18 protein-coding genes and 1 other annotated feature are annotated in these 20,615 nt (G+C 45.5%); of the genes, 3 read left to right on the top strand and 15 right to left on the bottom strand.

Translation table 11 applies throughout. The annotated features are described in order from the left end of the window. Nucleotides 1–127 precede the first annotated feature (127 nt). Both MKY98_RS10690 and MKY98_RS10685 read left to right on the top strand, forming a co-directional pair. Nucleotides 128–1,885: an ABC transporter ATP-binding protein gene (locus MKY98_RS10690; RefSeq protein ID WP_069011420.1), complete on the top strand. Its 1,758-nt coding sequence runs from the start codon at nt 128–130 to the stop codon at nt 1,883–1,885. Continuing rightward, entirely contained in the window at nt 1,885–3,972 is a 2,088-nt protein-coding gene (locus tag MKY98_RS10685) for an ABC transporter ATP-binding protein (protein WP_069011419.1), read from the top strand. The genes MKY98_RS10690 and MKY98_RS10685 overlap by 1 nt, the downstream gene beginning before the upstream one ends. A 125-nt stretch (nt 3,973–4,097) precedes the next feature. Here the strand turns inward: MKY98_RS10685 and MKY98_RS10680 are convergent, their stop codons facing one another. The 3 genes from MKY98_RS10680 to MKY98_RS10670 form a co-directional block, all read right to left on the bottom strand. After that, a complete protein-coding gene (locus MKY98_RS10680; protein ID WP_069011418.1) occupies nt 4,098–5,066 on the bottom strand; it encodes an S-layer homology domain-containing protein in 969 nt (322 codons plus the stop codon). A gap of 263 nt (nt 5,067–5,329) precedes the next feature. Beyond that, a complete protein-coding gene (gene argS / locus MKY98_RS10675; RefSeq protein ID WP_069011417.1) occupies nt 5,330–7,060 on the bottom strand; it encodes an arginine--tRNA ligase in 1,731 nt (576 codons plus the stop codon). Nucleotides 7,061–7,122: 62 nt separating this feature from the next. After that, nucleotides 7,123–7,379 (bottom strand) — a binding site (T-box leader). A gap of 77 nt (nt 7,380–7,456) precedes the next feature. Continuing rightward, complete coding sequence (locus MKY98_RS10670) at nt 7,457–7,786, bottom strand: four-helix bundle copper-binding protein (protein ID WP_029517049.1); 330 nt, start codon at nt 7,784–7,786, stop codon at nt 7,457–7,459. Nucleotides 7,787–8,050: 264 nt separating this feature from the next. Here MKY98_RS10670 and MKY98_RS10665 point away from each other — a divergent pair, with 264 nt between their 5' ends. Beyond that, nucleotides 8,051–8,566 carry a MogA/MoaB family molybdenum cofactor biosynthesis protein gene (locus tag MKY98_RS10665; protein ID WP_029517048.1) on the top strand — a complete coding sequence of 172 codons (516 nt, stop codon included), beginning with the start codon at nt 8,051–8,053 and terminating at the stop codon, nt 8,564–8,566. A gap of 66 nt (nt 8,567–8,632) precedes the next feature. On the opposite strand, the gene MKY98_RS10660 is transcribed toward MKY98_RS10665, so the two are convergent. From MKY98_RS10660 to rny, 12 genes are all read right to left on the bottom strand, one after another. Continuing rightward, a complete protein-coding gene (locus MKY98_RS10660; RefSeq protein ID WP_069011437.1) occupies nt 8,633–10,096 on the bottom strand; it encodes a nicotinate phosphoribosyltransferase in 1,464 nt (487 codons plus the stop codon). 118 nt (nt 10,097–10,214) lie between these two features. Further along, entirely contained in the window at nt 10,215–10,781 is a 567-nt protein-coding gene (locus MKY98_RS10655; protein ID WP_029517047.1) for a cysteine hydrolase family protein, read from the bottom strand. Nucleotides 10,782–10,847: 66 nt separating this feature from the next. Continuing rightward, nucleotides 10,848–11,636: an NUDIX domain-containing protein gene (locus MKY98_RS10650; protein ID WP_023988247.1), complete on the bottom strand. Its 789-nt coding sequence runs from the start codon at nt 11,634–11,636 to the stop codon at nt 10,848–10,850. A 65-nt stretch (nt 11,637–11,701) separates the two neighbouring features. Then, nucleotides 11,702–12,124 (bottom strand): PaaI family thioesterase, encoded by a 423-nt coding sequence (locus MKY98_RS10645; RefSeq protein ID WP_029517046.1) that lies wholly within the window; start codon nt 12,122–12,124, stop codon nt 11,702–11,704. 122 nt (nt 12,125–12,246) lie between these two features. After that, on the bottom strand, nt 12,247–12,699 hold the full coding sequence (locus MKY98_RS10640) for a RicAFT regulatory complex protein RicA family protein (protein ID WP_023988245.1): 453 nt from the start codon (nt 12,697–12,699) through the stop codon (nt 12,247–12,249). Between the two features lie 80 nt (nt 12,700–12,779). Then, nucleotides 12,780–14,333, bottom strand: coding sequence for a tRNA (N6-isopentenyl adenosine(37)-C2)-methylthiotransferase MiaB (gene miaB, locus MKY98_RS10635; RefSeq protein ID WP_029517045.1), 1,554 nt, complete (start codon nt 14,331–14,333; stop codon nt 12,780–12,782). 300 nt (nt 14,334–14,633) lie between these two features. Continuing rightward, a complete protein-coding gene (gene pduL / locus MKY98_RS10630) occupies nt 14,634–15,206 on the bottom strand; it encodes a phosphate propanoyltransferase (protein WP_013309962.1) in 573 nt (190 codons plus the stop codon). Nucleotides 15,207–15,348: 142 nt separating this feature from the next. Beyond that, entirely contained in the window at nt 15,349–16,437 is a 1,089-nt protein-coding gene (locus MKY98_RS10625; protein ID WP_029517044.1) for a low temperature requirement protein A, read from the bottom strand. A gap of 177 nt (nt 16,438–16,614) precedes the next feature. Then, nucleotides 16,615–17,682 carry a dipeptidase gene (locus MKY98_RS10620; RefSeq protein ID WP_069011416.1) on the bottom strand — a complete coding sequence of 356 codons (1,068 nt, stop codon included), beginning with the start codon at nt 17,680–17,682 and terminating at the stop codon, nt 16,615–16,617. A gap of 122 nt (nt 17,683–17,804) precedes the next feature. After that, complete coding sequence (locus MKY98_RS10615) at nt 17,805–18,065, bottom strand: stage V sporulation protein S (protein ID WP_007430104.1); 261 nt, start codon at nt 18,063–18,065, stop codon at nt 17,805–17,807. A gap of 129 nt (nt 18,066–18,194) precedes the next feature. After that, nucleotides 18,195–18,989, bottom strand: coding sequence for a TIGR00282 family metallophosphoesterase (locus MKY98_RS10610; RefSeq protein ID WP_013309959.1), 795 nt, complete (start codon nt 18,987–18,989; stop codon nt 18,195–18,197). A 77-nt stretch (nt 18,990–19,066) separates the two neighbouring features. Further along, the gene (rny, locus tag MKY98_RS10605) at nt 19,067–20,611 is read right to left on the bottom strand and encodes a ribonuclease Y (RefSeq protein WP_013309958.1); all 1,545 of its coding nucleotides are present in this window, start codon (nt 20,609–20,611) and stop codon (nt 19,067–19,069) included. Nucleotides 20,612–20,615 lie beyond the last annotated feature (4 nt).

The following is a 20,615-nucleotide window of genomic DNA, read 5'->3' as shown; positions in this document are numbered from 1 at the left end:
TCGTCTGCGGACGGTATGCCTTTTTTTCGCCTGTTGTCGGATCATACTTGTGGCAGCAAGCCCTGTTGTTTCTTCAAAATGGTACACAACTCTCGAATGAACTTGTCATGAAAGGATGGGATTCCTCTTGTTTTCAGTACTTAAAAATTTAAGCTGGTTTTTTAAAAGAGAACGAAGCCGATACTCCATTGGACTGTTTTTGCTGATAGCTGTTGGGGTACTGGAGCTTGCTCCACCTCGGCTGCTAGGTAGTGCCATTGATGAAATTGTGCGCGGTTCGATTTCCTGGTCCTCACTTTGGCATTATATTTTGTACATCATAGGCATTCTAGCCGTCATTTACTACATTACGTACATATGGATGCACAAGCTGTTTGGTGGTGCCAATCTGGTGGAGCGCTTACTGCGCACACGCTTTATGAATCATCTGCTGCGGATGACCCCTCCATTTTTTGAACGTAATCGCACTGGCGATCTGATGGCTCGTGCTACGAACGACCTTCGCTCCGTAGCAAGTACAGCGGGCTTCGGCATGCTGACACTGACAGACTCTACGGTCTATCTGAGCGTGGTATTAGTTGCCATGGGCACCCTAATCAGTTGGAAGCTGACACTGGCAGCTATCCTGCCCCTACCTTTTATTGCACTGGCTATGAGCATTTACGGTAAAGCCGTTCATGAGCGTTACACACTGGCACAAGATGCATTTGGTGATATGAACGATCAGGTGTTGGAATCCGTGGCTGGTATCCGGGTCATTCGCGCCTATGTGCAAGAGCGAATGGACGAAAAGCGTTTCGCTGATATTACTGACGATGTATTTCGTAAAAATCTGGCTGTCGCCCGGATGGATGCCCTCTTTGAACCAACAATCCGTTTATGTGTAGGACTTAGCTACGTCATTGGACTCGGGTATGGTATTTATCTGGTATTTCATAACGATATCACGCTAGGCGAATTGGTCTCCTTTAATATGTATCTAGGAATGATGATTTGGCCGATGTTTGCCATTGGAGAGCTGATTAACATTATGCAGCGCGGTAGCGCTTCACTGGACCGGGTCAATGAAACTCTCGATGTCCAGCCAGACGTTCAGGATGCCGCTCAACCTGTTCCAGTGGACCGCCTCGAATCCATCAGGATGAAAGACGTTACCTTCCGTTACCCTACCTCCACTATTGACAATCTGTCACATGTGAGTCTGGATCTCAAACGCGGAGAAACGCTAGGCGTCGTCGGTAGAACTGGCAGCGGAAAATCCACTCTGCTCAAACAGTTACTGCATGAATATCCGACGGGTAGCGGTGATATTTTAATCTCCGGCATACGTTTGGAGGACATTGCAGTAGAACAACTACACAGCTGGATCGGCTACGTGCCGCAAGAGCAAATTTTGTTTTCCAAATCAGTGCGCGAGAACATTCAATTCGGGAAACCTCATGCAGCTGATGACGACATTATGGAAGCAATCCGTACTGCTGCCTTCGATCAGGATTTAGGTACCCTGTCTGACGGGCTAGATACACTGGTCGGAGAAAAAGGTATCGCCCTGTCTGGCGGCCAGAAGCAGCGCGTTTCGCTGGCACGCGCCTTTATCGGTGACCCGGATATTCTATTGCTCGACGATGCACTGTCTGCAGTAGATGCCCGGACGGAAGCTAGAATTATTGACAATATCCGACGCAAGCGCTCAGGTAAAACGACTCTGATCTCCACCCACCGCCTCTCCGCTGTAGAACATGCAGACCGGATCGTCGTGTTGGAGCAAGGACGCATTATTGAGGAAGGAACCCACAGCGAGCTGCTTCAGACTGACGGATGGTACCGACAACAGTATGAACGGCAACAAGTGGAATCTGATCTGACCTCAGGGGAGGTATCCTAATGAAACCCAATATCGGCAAAAGGCTATTCCAGTACGCACTGACGAGCAAAGCAGGCTTTATCGCCGCTCTCATCGCTTTGGCTATCGGAGTAGCCGCCGAGCTGGCTGGTCCCTTCATCGCCAAAACGATGATCGACGACCATATGCTCGCTATTGAAAAACCATTTTATGAAACAACTCGTGTGGACGACGGCACTGTAAGCTATGCGGGAACCCACTTTAAGCGTGAAGATCGCTTTGAGTCCGGGGAGACTAAAGGTCGCGAAGCGAGAATTTTACAAGTTGGAAAATCTTTCGTATTTGTGGATGGCTCGGTTCAAGTGGCTGACGGTAATCGCTCCTTTACGAACGGAACGCTGACTGTGACACGTGGCTCCGACACCTTTCGCTATGAAGCCAAGGTTCTGACAGCTGATGAACTGTATAGCTTTTACAAACCGGAAATGCCCGGTATCTTTCAACTGATTGGTTGGTATTGCTTCTTCCTGGTTATTTCCATTTTTGCTGAATTCGGCAAAACATACTGGCTGCAATCCTCGGCGAACAAGGTCATTCAAAAGCTTCGGCTTGATTTCTACGCGCACATCCAGCGGTTGCCAGTTTACTTTTTTGATAACTTGCCCGCAGGTAAGGTCGTATCCCGTGTTACGAATGACACTGAGGCAGTCAAAGATTTGTTTGTGGCTGTGCTGTCAAATTTCACTTCAGGGATTGTAACGATGGCAGGAGTATATGTTGCACTTTTTTTACTGGACTTCAGACTGGGTCTTATCTCTCTGTTTATTGTACCGTTACTGATCTTGTGGATTGTATTGTATCGTAAGGTCGCCACCCGCTATAATACGATCATTCGGTCCAGACTCAGTGAGATTAATGCGATTATCAATGAATCGATTCAAGGGATGTCCATTATTCGCGTATTCCGACACCAGAAACAAACGCAGCAAGAGTTTGAAGAACTGAATGATGACTACATGAAGCATCAGAATAAAATGCTGAATTTGAACGCCTTCACTTCGCACAATTTAGTCAACGTGTTGAGAAATCTCGCCTTTGCCGTCGTGTTGTGGTATTTCGGATCTGAGGCGCTTGGCACTACAGGTAGTGCTGTATCACTAGGCGTATTGTATGCCTTCGTCGATGTATTGGGACGACTGTTCCAACCTATGACGGGTATGGTCAACCAACTCGCTGTACTGGATACTTCCATCGTATCCTCAGGACGCGTATTTGAGTTGATGGACGAAACTGGAGAGCCAGTGACGGACGGCACGATGCCGCGCTACAAAGGCCAGGTAGAGTTTAACGACGTTTCCTTTGCTTACAAAAAGGATGATGTACTTAAACATATTTCCTTTACAGCACACCCCGGGCAAACAGTTGCCCTTGTTGGACATACCGGATCAGGCAAAAGTTCGATTATCAACCTGCTATTCCGGTTCTATGATCCGCAAAAAGGAACGATCACCATTGACGGAACGTCTGTCAAAGACATCCCTAAGCAGTGGCTTCGACATCATATGGGCATTGTTCTTCAAGATCCATATTTGTTCACAGGTACGGTAGCCTCCAATGTCAGTCTCGGAGACAGCCGAATCACGAGAGAACAGGTAAATAAAGCGCTGCATGACGTTGGAGCCGACAAATTGCTGGCCCATTTGCCGCAAGGATTCGATGAGCCCGTTATTGAAAAAGGCAGCACCTTATCAGCCGGACAACGCCAGCTTATTTCCTTCGCTCGTGCACTAGCCTTTGATCCCGCAATTTTAATCCTAGATGAAGCTACCGCCAATATTGACACCGAAACGGAGGCGCTCATCCAATCCGCTCTTGAGGTACTCAAGAAGGGACGTACAACCTTTATCATTGCTCACCGTTTGTCCACCATTCGCAGTGCGGACCAAATTTTGGTGCTGCATCGGGGTGAAATTGTTGAACGGGGTAGCCATGACGAACTTATGGCTCAAGGCGGTCGTTACTTCCAAATGTATCAGCTCCAGTCGGGAACAGTTGCAACAGAATCAGATTCATCCTCTGCTACACCTCCTGCGCAAAATGACTTACTTACTGGCAAAGTCAGCATTTAAAGCTTGAATAGCCCTATTCTTTAGGGCTAACGATGAACATTTGGCATCAAAAAAACCAGCAAGTCTCCCCTACACATTGGAGACTTGCTGGTTTTATTTTTATATAGGACATATGGCTTGTAATTTTATTTAGCTACAGACGTGCCTGTTCCTGTGGGTGGAAGCACTGTTCCATCTACTGCTTTGAGCGTAACCTGATACTTGCTGTCTACCAACGTACTTGTGTGGGTATCCGTAATGACCTGAATATTCATTTCCCCTGGCTTTGGACTAGTCAGCTTGTAGTAAATTACTGCATTTGTATCATCTACGTAGTCGATGTGATCCACTTCAATGCCGTAACCTGGATTAGGTGCCTGCAGACGGGTGATTGTCACTTTGTTCAGCTGGTCATTTGCCTTCTCTATACTCATACTAATATTGTTTTGTTGAACCGGATCTACAGGCTCAGCCGGATTTTCAGGAGTAGCTTCAACCGTTTTATGACTTTGTACAAATTCGGATGCGTTATAGACCATTTCTGCTGCCTCCATCCGCGTTACTTTACGATCCGGGTTAAAGTTGCTCTGTTCGTCCAATTTTGCAATTTTGGTCAGTAGCAGGAATTGAACTGCTGCGTTTGATTCCTGGTCTAGTTTATTGCCATCCGCTACATTAATTAACATACGGACAGTTGGATATTCACCCGTTGCACTCACTGCTTTATACAGAATATTAGCAAATTGTTCTCTTGTCATACGAGTGCTTGGATCAATATCTGGTGACAAAGGGATTTGGTGTTGGGCTGCAATCCGATAGGACTGAGCATACCATGCGGAAGCCGGAATGTTTGCAAAGGAACCCGTTGTAAAATCAGGCATTACCTGAAGATCCATGGCACGAACAACCAAGTGTACTCCTTGTGCATACGTGAGCGTTTGATCCGGTACAAATTTATCCTTGGTTATTCCTTGAATAATTCCTTTGTCCTGAAGTGAGTTTACGATCTTCTCCTGTTCAGCTCCCTTTATATCACGAAAAGCAGAGGCCGACGTTGCTACTGCCAATGAGCAGATGACAAGCAGGGCAGCTGTCACGCTTTTGTTCTTTTTCATGAGATACACCTCCATGTTTACTTTGCTTCTACACTTACCGACGCAATAAAAGCATCAAATGTTTCAAATATGCACAAATTGGTTGCAAGACAGTGGAATACCTGCGATTAGTGTAACCCGTCTAACTCTTTTCTGCTCACAATCTTTATACATACCCAAAAGTGCTTGTAACAGATTAATCTTTTACAGTATTCCTTTGGAAGAGCCAGGTATGGTAGCAGTCATCCCGCCAGCAAAAACTCGCTGCCCTTTGTTCGCTTTGCTTACATTCGATTCGGTGCTTTCAGACCAAGAAGTTGCAACGCGCATGCCAGAATATCCGCAGTTTGTTCCGCCAACTGAATACGCCACTGTCCACCATCGACAATCCTTTCCTTGGCGTAAAAACGGTTAAACGCCTGGGACGTATCCAATGCAAATCTCGCAATTACCGAAGGCTCCAGTTGGCGAACCGCACGTATCAGTTGTCCGTGATAGCGACCCAACTGCTTAAGCAGCGCCCAACCTGCGTCACCCAACATTTCATCCGATACGTCATTCAAATCACGAGAATGGCTATCTTGGACAAGATCGTTGTCGCTAGGATTAGTATTAACATCAACATCGGCGCGAGCATGGGCTTTCTCCAGAAGGCTGCGGATGCGCGCATGAGTATACTGTACATAAGGCCCGGTCTCGCCTTCGAAGGTCAGCGCCTCCTCCAACGAAAAGTCCACTTCATTCAGCCGGTTGTTTTTTAAATCACCAAAAATAATCGCCCCAATTCCAACGTTCTCCGCTATTGCCTGCTGTTCCTGTAAACCAGGGTTCTTCTGAGTAATGATGCCTTGAGCACGCGCTACAGCTTCATCCAGCACCTCCTCCAGCTTCACAACCTTGCCACGTCTTGTGGACATTTTCTTACCCGCAAACCGCATTAATCCAAACGGCACATGCTCACATTGCTCCGCCCATGCCTCCCCTGCATGCTTCAGCACCGCAAACACCTGCTGGAAATGCAACTTCTGTTCCCCACCAACAACGTACAGCAACCGATCAGCCTTCATCACTTCATGACGATAAATCGCTGTTGCCAGATCACGTGTCGGATAAATGGTGGTTCCATCCTTTTTCAGAATAAGACACGGAGGCAGTTCCTCGTCTTCCAGGCGAACTACGAGCGCCCCATCACTTTCCTCCAACAATCCTTTTGCTCTTAATTGATCAATAACTGCCTGCATCTTATCATTGTAAAAACTTTCTCCCAGCACATGGTCAAATGTAATGTTTAGACGCTGGTACATACGATCAAATTCACCCAGACTGATTTCAACAAAAAACTCCCATAGTTGTTGAGCCTCAGCATCCCCATGTTCCAAACGTCGGAACCACTCGCGCCCTTCATCCTCCAAAGTCGGATCATGATCGGCCTCCTGATGAAAACGCACATATAGCTTTAGCGATTCACCAATCGGATCATGTTGTAACTGCTCCTCATTTCCCCATCTTTTATAGGCCGCAATTTGCTTACCAAACTGTGTTCCCCAATCCCCAAGATGATTCACACTAATAGGTACATAACCTGTTTCACCAAGTATGCGATACAAGGCAGCACCGATAACCGTAGAGCGAAGATGACCGATACCAAACGGTTTGGCAATATTAGGCGAGGACATATCAATAACTACCCGCTGCCCGTTCCCGATATTAGGCCTGAGGAAATCAGCCTTGCTCAATTCAGCAAGCATAAGCGGAATATGAACCGATCGATCCAAGGTTATGTTTACATAGGCACCCGATGCTGAAGCGGTTAAACCTTCTTTATGGCCTACTAGTTCCGCCAATTCCAGTGCAATGTGCTGCGGAGACTTTCGAAACTTTTTAGCCAGCACAAAACACGGAAACGCCATATCTCCCCATTCAGGCTGCGGAGGCACCTCAAATAAAGATAAAATTTCTTTCTCCTCCAAGCCCGTATGGGCCAATATCGCTTGAGCAGCAATCCTCATTAACATGATGATCTCTCTCCTTCTTTTTATAGAATCTAACAAAAAAAGCCCCCGCCTCTTGAAATCATTCAAGAGACGAGAACTTCAATATCCCGCGGTACCACTCTTCGTAAATCGGTTGTGCAGCTAAAGCTAACTACACAAATCGCGATTTCACTCCAATGACTAATAACGGTGTCTGCCGGGCTGATCTACTAGAAGTTCTGCTCGTTGGATCAACCGTCTCCCGGGTGCGCTTCACATCGGATCTCATACCGGCTTCCACCTCTTCCGGCTCGCTGTAATGATATGGCTTCGCTGCTACTCTCCCGTTCCATGACGTTAATTCCAATCATTATACAAACCTATTCAGTAGAAAGCAACCTTTTATTTCCTCTTCAGGCACTAGTTCCATATATGTAATTATACTGCCACCAATTGGCGGCAGGCCTGAACGCAACGACGGCAGGCTTCTGCACAATGATTGCAATGATCATGGGAATGCTTGCTGCATTCAGCAGCACATACCTCACAGGCCTTGGCGCACAGCTCACAGATTTGCTCGGCAAAATCCGTTCCACGCTGCAGCATTTGGGCAGCAAATCCGCATATTTCTGCACATTCCCTACTCACTCGAATACATTCACGCAGCATAGCTAAATCATATTCCTTCAAACTCGCTACGTAACATACATTGCAAGCGTTCATACATTCCAGGCAAGCATCCACGCATTGTTGGTATGAATGATTCATATTACATTACCTCCCAGTTGTTGACCCTGCTGTACTATTACCCGCTGTCCCTTGAGGTTAATCATTTGATGTGCGCGCTTTCAATAATAAAACAAAACAATATAATCCCGACTTATGTAAGGAAGTGTACTATATTCCAGTGTGCAAATGCAAGGATATTAATCACATAGATTTTTAGCCCCTGTTTCTGACTTGCATACGCTCAGTCATTGCTCTATTGTAAAAAGTGTATGTCTAACCACCGATCAAGGAGTGAACATTTTAATGAATATGTCTTCTGTAGAGGAACACCGTCAGGAATCCCCCCAACAAGTGAATTGCATGGTCGTGACTGTCTCGGACACACGCACCGTGGAAACAGATACTGGGGGACGACTGCTCATGGATCTACTAGAAACCAATGGATATACAGTTGTTCGATATGTCATCGTCAAGGATGACTACGAAGGTATTCAGCAGTTAGTATCCGAAGCAGCGGCACAGGATGACATCGAGGCTGTTCTTTTGACAGGTGGTACCGGTATTTCTCCACGTGATACTACATATGAAGCTGTCTCTTCTCTACTGGATAAGGAACTACCTGGCTTTGGGGAAATCTTCCGTTATTTAAGCTTTGCTGAGGACATTGGTTCAGCAGCTATCTTAAGCCGGGCTGTAGCTGGCACTGTGGGCCAGACAGCTGTATTTTCTATGCCTGGCTCACGCGGAGCCGTTCGTTTGGCAATGGAACGCATTATTGTCCCTGAGCTACGACATGTGATGAGAGAAATTTATAAATAAGCTCCTATTTCCTACATGCTTCAACACAAAGAGGCACCCCATGCATTCATGAGGTGCCTCTTCCAACTATTCTTTTTCTTCAACTTCGGGCTGCATATAGCTGTCGATCAGCTTTTGCTTTAGCTCCCATACCTTCTCGCTCAGATTTACACGATAAATTTCAGGGTTCAGCTTCCGCAAATATTCTGGCCAGAACAGTTTCAACTGTGAAGTATGGTAGGCACGAATTTCATCCAGCTCGGGAAGCTCATATACCTTCTGTCCATTTATAAAAATAGGCTCAAGCATCGGCACGGCTTCGTAATTTTCTACATACTTCTTCATATACGGATGCAAAGGGTTAAACAGCTTCAGGCGCTTACCATTACGCGGACGCTCTTCATCCGGAAAAGAAATATAATCGGCTACAGCTCTCCCTTTCTTCTTATCCACAATGCGATATACATCCTTTTTGCCTGGTGTGGATACTTTTTCTGGATTCCCCGAGATCTTAATCGTCGGCAGCATTTCGCCATCTACTTCACGCTCAACCAGCTTGTACACCCCGCCAAGCGATGGTTGATCCGAAGCCGTAATAAGCTGTGTTCCTACACCCCATACATCAATACGTGCCCCTTGGGCTTTCAGGTTAAAAATCGTATTTTCATCCAAATCATTGGAAGCTACAATTTGTACGTAATCTAAGCCTTCAGCATCGAGCATTTCCCGCGCCTGAATGGATAGATAAGCCAAGTCACCGCTATCCAGACGAATTGCATTCATACGCTTGCCCTGACTCTCTAGCATTTTTGCTGTCCGAATCGCATGAGGAACACCGCTTTCCAGCGTATCAAAGGTGTCTACCAGCAGTGTAACCTGGTCTGGCAAAACCTTCGCATAGACGTCAAACGCCTCCTGCTCCGTCATAAAGGTCTGCACCCATGAATGGGCATGTGTCCCCTTCGTCGGGATTCCAAAATGTTCGCCTGCCAGCATATTAGAAGTCGCGTCAAAACCAGCCACATAAGCTGCTCGTGCTCCCCAAATCGCTGCATCTGCCTCCTGCGCACGCCGTGTTCCAAATTCGAGCAGTGTATCGTCACTTGCCACCTGCTTGATGCGCGATGCCTTTGTCGCAATGAGTGTCTGATAGTTCATAAAATTCAGCAATGCCGTTTCGACAAGCTGCGTTTCCATAATCGTTCCTTCAACACGTACCAGAGGCTCGTTGGGAAAAACAAGGGCCCCTTCTTTCATCGAATGGACCGTTCCACCAAACTCAAACTGGCGAAGCGCCTCCATGAACATGGGATCGTACTTCTCCTCCTGTTCAGACAGGTAGCGAATGTCCTCTTCTGTAAACCGCAAATTTGAAATATAATTCACAATGCGTTCCAGACCCGCGAACACGGCATATCCATTACCAAAAGGGAGTTTACGAAAATACGCCTCGAACACAGCTTTACGCTGGTGACTTCCGTTCACCCAGTGGGCGTACATCATATTAATCTGATATTTATCTGTATGTAATGCGAGGCTCGTTGACTGCATTGTAATCATCCTCTCTGACTGTCTCCAGGTTTGTGGCGCTACCGCCTCATCTGTCCAGATTCAGCAATATCCGGCTCCATTTTGTTATCGGACATTGGTGCACAATCGTTAAGTTATTTTACTTCTTCTGGCGTAAAACCGTATCCTCAGCCGATCGTACCGCGGCTCCAAGACTTCCCTCAAAATGACCCAAAGCCCAATCATGTCCAGCTTGATTAAAGCTCGCCACAGCGTCCTTGTATACAGTAATAGCAAAACCTTTGTTATAAGCATCTACAGCCGTATGCAGTACACATATATCCGTACATACACCAATCAGATGAACTTCCACAATACCACGTTCTCGCAGCCTGAGTTCCAGATCTGTGCCCGCAAAAGCACTATACCGTGTTTTATCCAACCAGTAGATAAGATCACTTTGTTGCTCATAGAGGCTATGAAGCTTGCCATACAAATGTCGTCCGTTGGTTCCACGTATATTATGCGGAGGAAACAGCTTGCTCTCTGGGTGATAAAGGTCGTTCTCCTCATGCAAATCCACAGCCATGACGACAAAGTCCCCTTGATCTACATATGCCTGCGTAATTGCTGCGATCCGTTCATCCAACTCAATCGCAGGTTGTCCTACAGGCAAACTACCATCCACAAAATCTTTCGTGTAATCAATCACAATTAGTGCCTGCATCGTACGGTCAGCTCCTTATCCTCAAAGTGAAATTGTACGTTCTATGCGTACCTATTACATTAGACGTTACGTGTAGATAGATAAACGCGGTACTCTGTCACTAAAACGGTACAACTGTGCCGGTCTTTGTGAATACTGGTTGGAACTGAGCGGTTTGCCGTTCTCATCACGCACCTCTTCCAGAATTCCCTGTCTGCTACGAGTCGATGTTATTTTGCGAATAAAGTTTGGCTCTTCGAAGTCCGGTACGACACTCTGTATCACCTGATATAATTCACCCAGTGTAAAATGTAGCGGTAAAAACTGCTTGGCGATCGTCGTCTGAAGCATCTGCAACTGAATTTTGCGATAAGCATCTACTATGATATCCCGGTGATCAAATGCCAGCTCCAATTCCTCCAACGCTTCGCGGATTGTGAATAGCCCCACCTCGGAAGCATCATCGGCCGCCTGACGCTGTTCCAACATCCATTCTTCTACCAGCGCAAAAAATGCATGCGATATGATCCAGCCGCGCGGATCACGTCCCGGTCCACTATATACACCCAAATACTCCAGATGCCCGCCGTCCACACCCGTTTCCTCTAACAGTTCCCGCTTGGCAGCTCCATACATGGATTCATCTTCCTGACAAAACCCTCCAGGCAACGCCCAGCGTCCTGCAAACGGCCAACTGCGGCGCTTGATGAGCATCACTTTCAGCTCCCGAATCGGCAATGTCTTTGTTACCGTCTTGCGCTCCCGCTTCGTTAAGGTAAACATAACGATATCCGCCGGAGCTCCATCTGGAGTGCGGTATTTCTTAATGTTATACGACGCCTTTTGCGCCTCTTCGTTTATACGATTGCTATCCATTGGCATCACCATATTATATCGTTTTGATAAATTCATTATGACATAATAAAAATTTTTGTCAAGCGTCAGGCCTTACCTGAATCACTTGCTTGTGTACGTAATACTCGGAAGGTTGCTGTAGATGTAGACCCAAGTGTGCCTTCACTATCCCTTACTTCCGCCTCAGTGGTTATAGTCCGACCTCCCTGATGAAGAATCCGCGCCCTAACCTCCAGTCGGCCTTGCCTCATGGCTGACAAGAAATGAACATTCAGGTTCGTCGTTACACATGGATCCATATTTCGTGAAGCCATACTGACCATCCCCATCGCCTGATCCATCAATGAAGTAAGCACACCCCCATGGACAATACCCATCACATTGGTATGCTCTTGTTTGGCTTCCAAAGCGATCTGTACCTCGTTTGCATCAGCTGCAATCAGCTCACACCCTAAATACTCCCAAAAAGTATTATTTTCGCCCTCTAGCATCTTACCGAACTTATCCATTCCCTTGCTTCCATCCCTTCTATGTTGTCCCATTTCTCTTGATGTCTTATAAATATATACGATGGCAAATTGCTTTCGAAAAAAAGGCGTGGAAGCTACGCCTCCACACCATAAATTTCATTCTAATCACTGCAATTCGACGAGGAAGTACTTTTTCCCTCTTCAACGTTCACCTTCTCAGCAACGGTATCACGAATCGCCATGATCACCATTTGCAGTAGCTCATTAATTTCCACCTGACTCTGCTGAAACTCCGTTACAATTGGAATACCATCAAGTTCTTCCTGTAGCTCCTGTAGCTCGGCCTCTATTTTGGCAATCATTTTTTGATTTTTTAAGGATTCAAATGCAACAATTTCCTTTTGCTTCTTTTTCATCGTTGCAATCAGTTGCTGAATGCGCCCATGATCCTGAATCTTTTCTTCTGCTTTCCGGAATACCTGTACTTCCTCACTGCTACCCAAAATACCTGCTAATTCTTTGGCTTTTGCCAATATCATTTCGCGATTGACCAAATGATCATGCTGGCGCGCCGCCGATTGAAGTTCTGTTTGTTGCAACCGCTCCTCTGTCATTGTCCATCGCTCCTTTTCTCACTTAGACGGCCCTGCACACAACCTTACTCAGACCGCATGCAACCCGCTAGAATATTCTTTTATCCGTTAACTGCTACAGCCGTTTCAACCAGATCACCTTTGATGTAAAAGGTCATAGGTTCCGTAATTTTCACTTGAACAAAGGAACCAATCAGGTCCTGAGAACCCTCAAAATGTACAAGCTTATTGGAACGGGTCCGACCGGCAAGCACTTTGCTGTCATTTTTGCTCTCGCCTTCCACCAACACTTCAACCACTTCGCCACGCAATCGACTATTAAAGCGAAGGCTGTTTTGGTTCACCGCAATGTTCAGACGCCGGAGACGCTCTTTTTTGACCGACATAGGCACATTATCTTCCATCGAAGCAGCTGGCGTACCTTCACGTGGTGAATAAATGAATGTGTAGGCAAAGTCATAGCCGACCTCGCGCACCAAAGATAGAGTATCTTCAAACTGCTCGTCTGTTTCGCCCGGGAAACCTACAATGATATCCGTTGTCAGAGAAACATGCGGAACAGCTGCTTTAATCTTCGCTGCCAGTTCCAGAACACGCTCACGGGTATATTTTCGGTTCATTTTCTTCAATATATCCGTATTACCGGATTGAACAGGCAGATGGATATGCTCCACCAAATTACCACCCTTACCGAGCACTTCTACCAAATGGTCATCAAAATCACGTGGATGTGATGTTGTAAAACGTACACGCGGGATATTGATTTTGCGCATATCATCCATCAGATCCCCGAATCTGTAATTCAAATCTTTCAAATCCTTACCATAAGCGTTAACATTCTGCCCCAGTAAGGTGATTTCTTTAAAACCTTGACGTGCCAAATCCCGTACTTCAGCGATAACATCCTCTGGACGACGGCTTCTTTCCTTACCACGTGTAAAGGGAACAATGCAATAGGTGCAAAATTTATCACAGCCGTACATAATGTTCACCCAAGCCCGCATACCCTCGCGCTTCTTCGGCAAGTTTTCGATAATGTCGCCTTCCTTAGACCACACTTCGACCACCATTTCTTTGCTAAAGAGTGCTTCCTTGACGAGCTGAGGCAGACGATGAATATTATGGGTACCAAAAATCATATCGACAAAACCGTGTTTTTGCATAATCCGGTTAACGACGTTCTCTTCCTGTGACATGCAGCCACACACGCCGAGCAGCAGTCCTGGCTTTTCTGTTTTGAGATGCTTGAGGTGACCCAGCTCGCCAAACACTTTATCCTCCGCATTTTCACGGATAGCACAAGTGTTTAGTAAAATGATGTCTGCTTCCTTCCGATCCTCGGTTGATTGGTAGCCCATTTGCTCCAGCAAACCTTTTATGGTTTCGGAATCATGCTCGTTCATTTGGCAACCAAATGTGTATACGATGTAATGCTTTCCCTCACCGATATGCTTTAGCTCATCCGGGACTGCGTTATCATATAATACCTGTACATCCTCTTTACCGCGTTGCTTTTCTTTTCTATGGTTCGGCTCCGCCATAATGTTGATTTCACGTCCGCGAATACGGATCTTTTTGCTATGCTCATCTTCAGAAATAATCTTCGCATCCGAGAAATCAAAATATTTGGAGTAATCTTTTGTTTTCTTTTCCATTCCTTAGTCACTCCTTACACCATCTATTTCACGAGCTAATTTGTGATTTTACTGTATCTTTAGGCATGGGTAAATTTATTTTAAGTTCTAAAAAAACCTTTAAAAAAGGCATTACACTAAATTATAGCATGATTTATAGGCCATCGCCATAGATCAACCGCAGATACCATTGAGTGCAAAGTGAACTCATGTTCTTTTTGTACATAAGTGAAGTATCTGTGAATTATATAGTATGTAAAAAGCCCGATTCTTTTGCAAGAATCGGACTCTTTAAGCCTTCCGGCATTTAAATCGTGTATATTAGTCTACGATTTCAGCGTTGTCACCGTTTTTCACACCGGCACCGTTCGCTTCATCTGTATCAATGTGCATATCCAAAGCAAAAGAATCGGACACACGTGCAAGAACATTTTCAAATACAAGACCACGTTCGCCGCCAACACGTACTTTCAGCAACTGCTTGTCCTTAATGTCCCATTTAGCTGCATCAGATGTATGGAAATGAATATGGCGGGCTGCTACAATCACGCCTTCTTGCAGTTCCACTTCACCAGCTGGTCCTTTTACTGTGATTCCTGGTGTACCATCAATGCTACCCGATTCGCGTACAGGTGCTTTTACACCAATAGCAAAGGAATCAGTGCGAGAAATTTCCAACTGGGAAGCGGGACGAGCAGGTCCCAAAATGCGAACCTTATCAAATTGGCCCTTAGAACCAATTACAGCTACCGTTTCATTTGCGGCAAATTGTCCTGGTTGGGACAAAGGTTTAAATTCGGTTAATTGATAGCCTGCTCCGAACAAAATTTCAATATGCTCTTGAGTCAGGTGAATATGACGGGCGGAAACGCCGACAGGTACGATTTTACTCATCGTGTGGTCACTCCTTTTTCTCTATACAATACTTTACACATCCATGCTATTATACTCCTATTTTGCCAAGAAAGAAAAGAAGAGCGTATAAAGTTCCCTTTTTCGCCCCAATCATCGTTAAATATCATCCCTATAAATCAGATCAAATCGTCGTTTTAGCGAACAGGAGAAAGAAAAGCATGATTTCAGCTACAATGAGATGAGGGGGGACGACAATAAATATATTAAGGATAAACAGGACACAGAGTATTCCAGTTAAGAAAAAAATGACTCTGAGACGGGGTTTAAGATGACTTAATCTGTACTGATGAAATACCAGTAAAACCGACAAAAAGTAAATAAAAACAGAAGCAAAGGTAAAGCAAAGCACAAAGATATAGTCTACTTGTCCCAAAAACAAGAGCTGAATCGAAGCAGCTAGCATGCTAAGGGAAAGATAAATAAACAAATGACCATAAATAATAGTCTGTCCTGCTGATTGTTTTGATTTATCTACGCGCTTCTCCATATTCTCAAAATATTGCCACCAGATTGCGATGACTAATATAAAAGCCAAAGCGGCAAATACAACGGAAGAAACCGTAAAATGATCGGATTGTAAAACAGAAAGCATACTTATCACAGATTCGCCAAGCAGAATTAAGGTGAACTGTGCAAATCGTTCTAAAAGATGCTCCGTATGGATTGGTGTGATCACCAACTTTTTACGACCAATCAAAGGAACGAGGATATCAACAGCTATACCGGTATATAAAATCAAATATCGAACCCAAGAGTCAAAGAAAAGGGAGAAACTAGAGATGACTATTCCAATCCAAAAATAGGTTCCGAAAAAACGAGCTGTTTCCTGTTTATGAGCCGTTTCTTTGGGCGCCGAAAGTAAATATTGAACGACAGTTAAACCTCTTAACCCAATATAGCCAACAAAAAAAGATACATAATACGCATCAAAATCTATATTCAAACTGGCAGTCATGATTAACACGAAAAACAATTGCAGGATCATAAAGATTCGATGCGTTATACTGTCTTGACCAAAACGGTTGTTGTAGACAGTTTGCCCCACCCAAGCCCACCATATCGGGATAAAAATCATAATGAACTTCTCCATATGTTCCCACGAGATACTACCATGCTCAACATGTAGTAAAACATGAGTGGCCTTAGAGACAGCAGCTACGAATAGTAAGTCATAAAAGAGTTCAAGCCAGGTAACCTTTTTTATTAACATTGTGTAATGGAGCCCCCTCTGGTATAGCGGTGCAGCATGGTGCACCATCAGTCTCGCTCCATTGTCTGCCGTATTTCTGCAAATATTATTTAAAATCTAAGATACTTCTCATTATTTCGTAATCGTTCTCGCTTTGTCAAGAGTGTTCGCAGCCAAAACATCCCCTTAAATAGCTATTTAAGAAGACATTTTAGAAGGCAGATTCGTTTGCAGGTATTCCAGGGCATGACCTCCCAGCCATCCTTTGACTAGCTCCTCAGAGTAATGCTTCAGCAGCAGTTCTGCAAAAGCCGGATATTTCCCCGAGTGTTCCAAGCCTTGCACATGGTGCTCGATACCGTCAAAATCAGAGCCAAACATCAAATGCCTTTCGCCCCCTAATGAACAAATATGCTCAATATGCGGTAGCAGATCCTCAGCAGTTACTGTATCCTGCTCTTTGAGAAACATGGTGACGAAGGTCAAACCAATCCGTCCGTTACGGGCGATCAGTGCACGAATCTGTTCATCCCGCAGATTACGAGGATGAGCACATCTCGCAAAGACATTCGAATGCGAGGCGATGGGCGGTAGAGTAGCCTCCTCCAGCACCTCCCAGAAGCCCTGTACGGACAGATGCGACACATCTAACAGCAGTCCCAGGTCATTACAGCGATTGACCAAATCGCGCCCCTTGCTAGTCAGCCCGCCACCTCTATGTTCCATAATGCCGTCAGCTGCCCAGTTCGCATAATTCCATGTCAGCCCAATCAATCGTATTCCCATGGCATAGCATAATTCTGCATAAAAAGGGTTCCCTTCCAGCGCATCTACCCCCTCCAGTGAGAGCAAAGCCCAAGGTGCCCATGTATGATCCGTCCCATTACCATCCAAATACGTTATCTTTTCCGTGCGCTTCTCTTCTCCTTCCCGCTTTACTTGCTCTTCCTGATGCACTGCGGACGCATTTTTCCACATTGCCAAGTCTTCCTTCCACAGCAATGGTCTCAACCCACCGGAGATAGAGGTAACATGCTGCCTGAACAGCTCAATTTGACGTACCACATGTTCAAATCTTGGTGTGCCTAATACCTGTGAAATATATATAGCAAACGTTTGCAACTGCACGTTACCTTCTAGCAAACGTTCTTTTGTGACATCAAGCGATGGATGACTGAAATCGATCTGCGCATCGAGCTGCATTTTACATAACACATCACAATGAAAGTCAACAACTGGCCAATTCACTTTTAGCTTATCATTCATGTATCTTACCTCCATTTATAGATTGAAGCACCACAAATTTATTTTAAAAATCATAGTAACAGACTCACAATGCAAAAAAGCCCGTTTACAAATCGTAAACAGGCTCAGGCAACTTACATTTATTATCTTGGCTCTACAATCAATTTGATCGCAGTCCGATCTTCTCCATCAATAACAATGTCTGTAAAAGCAGGAATACAAATCAAATCCACTCCGCTTGGTGCGACAAATCCCCGGGCAATGGCTACCGCTTTAATGGCTTGGTTTAGTGCACCCGCTCCAATCGCCTGTAATTCTGCATTTCCGCGTTCACGCAGTACTCCTGCGAGTGCGCCTGCAACTGAATTAGGATTGGATTTTGCTGATACTTTTAATACATCCATAGTAAGTACCTCCCCTGGGAATGATGATGGTTTGATTCCACTATTAGATGTTATTCGAGGGTCAGCAAAAAATTCCTGCTTTTTGGTGACAGTTTTCCTTATTCTTTCCTTAAGCAGCTTACAAAAAAGTTAATCCATCCGCCATTCATCTTCTTTGAGTCTGATTTTCTGAATTTTGCGGGCTTTTCCATCGTTATCATTCAGCTCTACGCTGATGGCATGGAAATGCCATTTGCCCATGTCCACTTGAAAACGCACCGGAAGCTGGGTCTGGAATTTCTGTAACACAGCCTCTTTCTGCATTCCAAGCACTCCCTCATAAGGACCTACCATTCCCGCATCTGTCTGATACGCAGTTCCTTGTGGCAAAATTGTATCGTCATTGCTCTGTACATGTGTGTGCGTACCTACCACGATTGAAGCACGTCCATCCAAATGCCAACCCATAGCGATTTTTTCCGAGGTTGCTTCGGCGTGAAAATCAACTAGGATATGTTTATGTTTTTTGCGCAACTCATCGACAATTTCATCTGCTGCACGGAATGGATCGTCAATAGCTGGCAAAAAGGTTCTACCTTGCAGATTAACAATAGCCAGCTCCTTACCTCCACCCTTTACAACGGTATAACCTCGGCCCGGTGTTCCTGGTGGAAAGTTAGCCGGGCGAATGATCCGTGGCTCATCATCTATAAAATCAAATATTTCCTTATTGTCCCAAGTATGATTTCCCATCGTAATCCCATGGACGCCCCAATCAAAAAACTCTCTGGCGATAGCAGGGGTTATGCCTCTTCCCGAAGCTGCATTTTCTCCGTTCACGATAATAACATGCGGATTGTATTTTGATTTGAGCGAAGGAAGATTTTCCCTCAGTGCCTTTCTGCCTACACTGCCGACGATGTCTCCAATAAATAATACGTTGATAGAAAGCCCTCCCTAGTCTGCCTTACATAAATGAAAAGTGGCCCTACAAACAGTGGCCACTTTTCATTGAAATGCTTTTATTTTGCGTATTCTACCGCACGGGTCTCGCGAATAACAGTAACTTTGATATGTCCCGGATAGTCCAGTTCATTCTCAATCGTTTTCGTAATATCGCGGGCCAGTCGGAATGCTTCCGCATCATCAATTTTCTCTGGCTGTACCATGACACGAACTTCGCGTCCGGCTTGAATCGCGTATGATTTTTCAACGCCTTCAAAAGATTCGGAGATGCGTTCCAGCTTCTCAAGACGACGGATGTACGTCTCTAGCGTTTCACGCCGCGCTCCCGGTCTTGCTGCTGATAGAGCATCTGCCGCCCCAACCAGCATGGCGATCACTGAAGTCGCTTCGCAGTCGCCGTGATGTGAAGCAATGCTGTTGATGACGACCGGGTGTTCCTTGTACTTCTTCGCCAGTTCCACGCCAATTTCAACGTGCGATCCTTCCACTTCGTGATCCAGCGCCTTCCCGATGTCATGCAGCAATCCTGCCCGTCTTGCCAGTACAACGTCTTCGCCCAGTTCCCCGGCCATTAGACCTGTCAAGTATGCAACTTCCATCGAGTGCTTTAATACGTTCTGTCCGTAACTCGTACGGAACTTAAGACGTCCCAAGATCTTGATCAAATCCGGATGTAAGCTATGCACGCCCACCTCAAAGGTGGCCTGCTCACCATATTCACGGATTCGTTCGTCCACCTCTTTACGGGATTTTTCCACCATCTCTTCAATACGAGCCGGATGTATCCGTCCGTCCGCTACGAGCTTTTCAAGCGCAGTACGCGCAATCTCTCTACGAATCGGATCAAATCCGGACAAAATAACAGCTTCCGGCGTATCATCAATAATGAGGTCAATTCCTGTAAGGGTTTCAAGTGCACGGATATTACGGCCTTCGCGCCCGATAATCCGGCCTTTCATTTCTTCGTTCGGCAATGTGACGACAGAAACCGTCGTTTCTGCTACATGATCTGCCGCACAGCGTTGGATGGCCAGTGTGATGATTTCACGAGACTTTTTGTCCGCTTCTTCTTTGGCCTGCTGTTCAATTTCTTTAATCATCTGAGCTGTTTCATGACGAACTTCCTGCTCTACGTTGGTCAGAATAATACTTCTTGCATCCTCCATCGTCAGATTGGAAATACGCTCCAACTCAGTTACCTGACTCTTGTAAATCAAATCAATTTGCTGCTGGGTTTCATCGATTCGTTTCTCTTTGTTGGCCACCTGTTCTTCTTTGCGTTCCAGCGATTCCAATTTTTTATCCAGCGATTCTTCTTTTTGCAGCAATCTTCGTTCCTGTCGTTGAATTTCATTGCGACGTTCACGAGTTTCTTTTTCAGCTTCGGCACGGATGCGGTGAATTTCATCTTTCGCTTCCAATACCGTTTCCTTCTTCAGCGCTTCTGCCTCTTTTTTCGCGTTCTCCACGATTTGCGCGGCAGCTTCTTCCGCACTGGAGATCTTAGCTTCTGCAATAGATTTGCGAATAAAATAACCAATCCCGAACCCAAAGAATAACGCGGCTACAGCAACGAGAACGAACCAGATCGCAGTCATCATACTG

The organism is Paenibacillus sp. FSL M8-0228 (assembly GCF_038007385.1).
Classification (GTDB): domain Bacteria; phylum Bacillota; class Bacilli; order Paenibacillales; family Paenibacillaceae; genus Paenibacillus; species Paenibacillus polymyxa_D.
The sequence above is the reverse complement of the archived record's forward strand: the minus strand, read 5'-3'. Positions and strand labels throughout refer to the sequence as shown.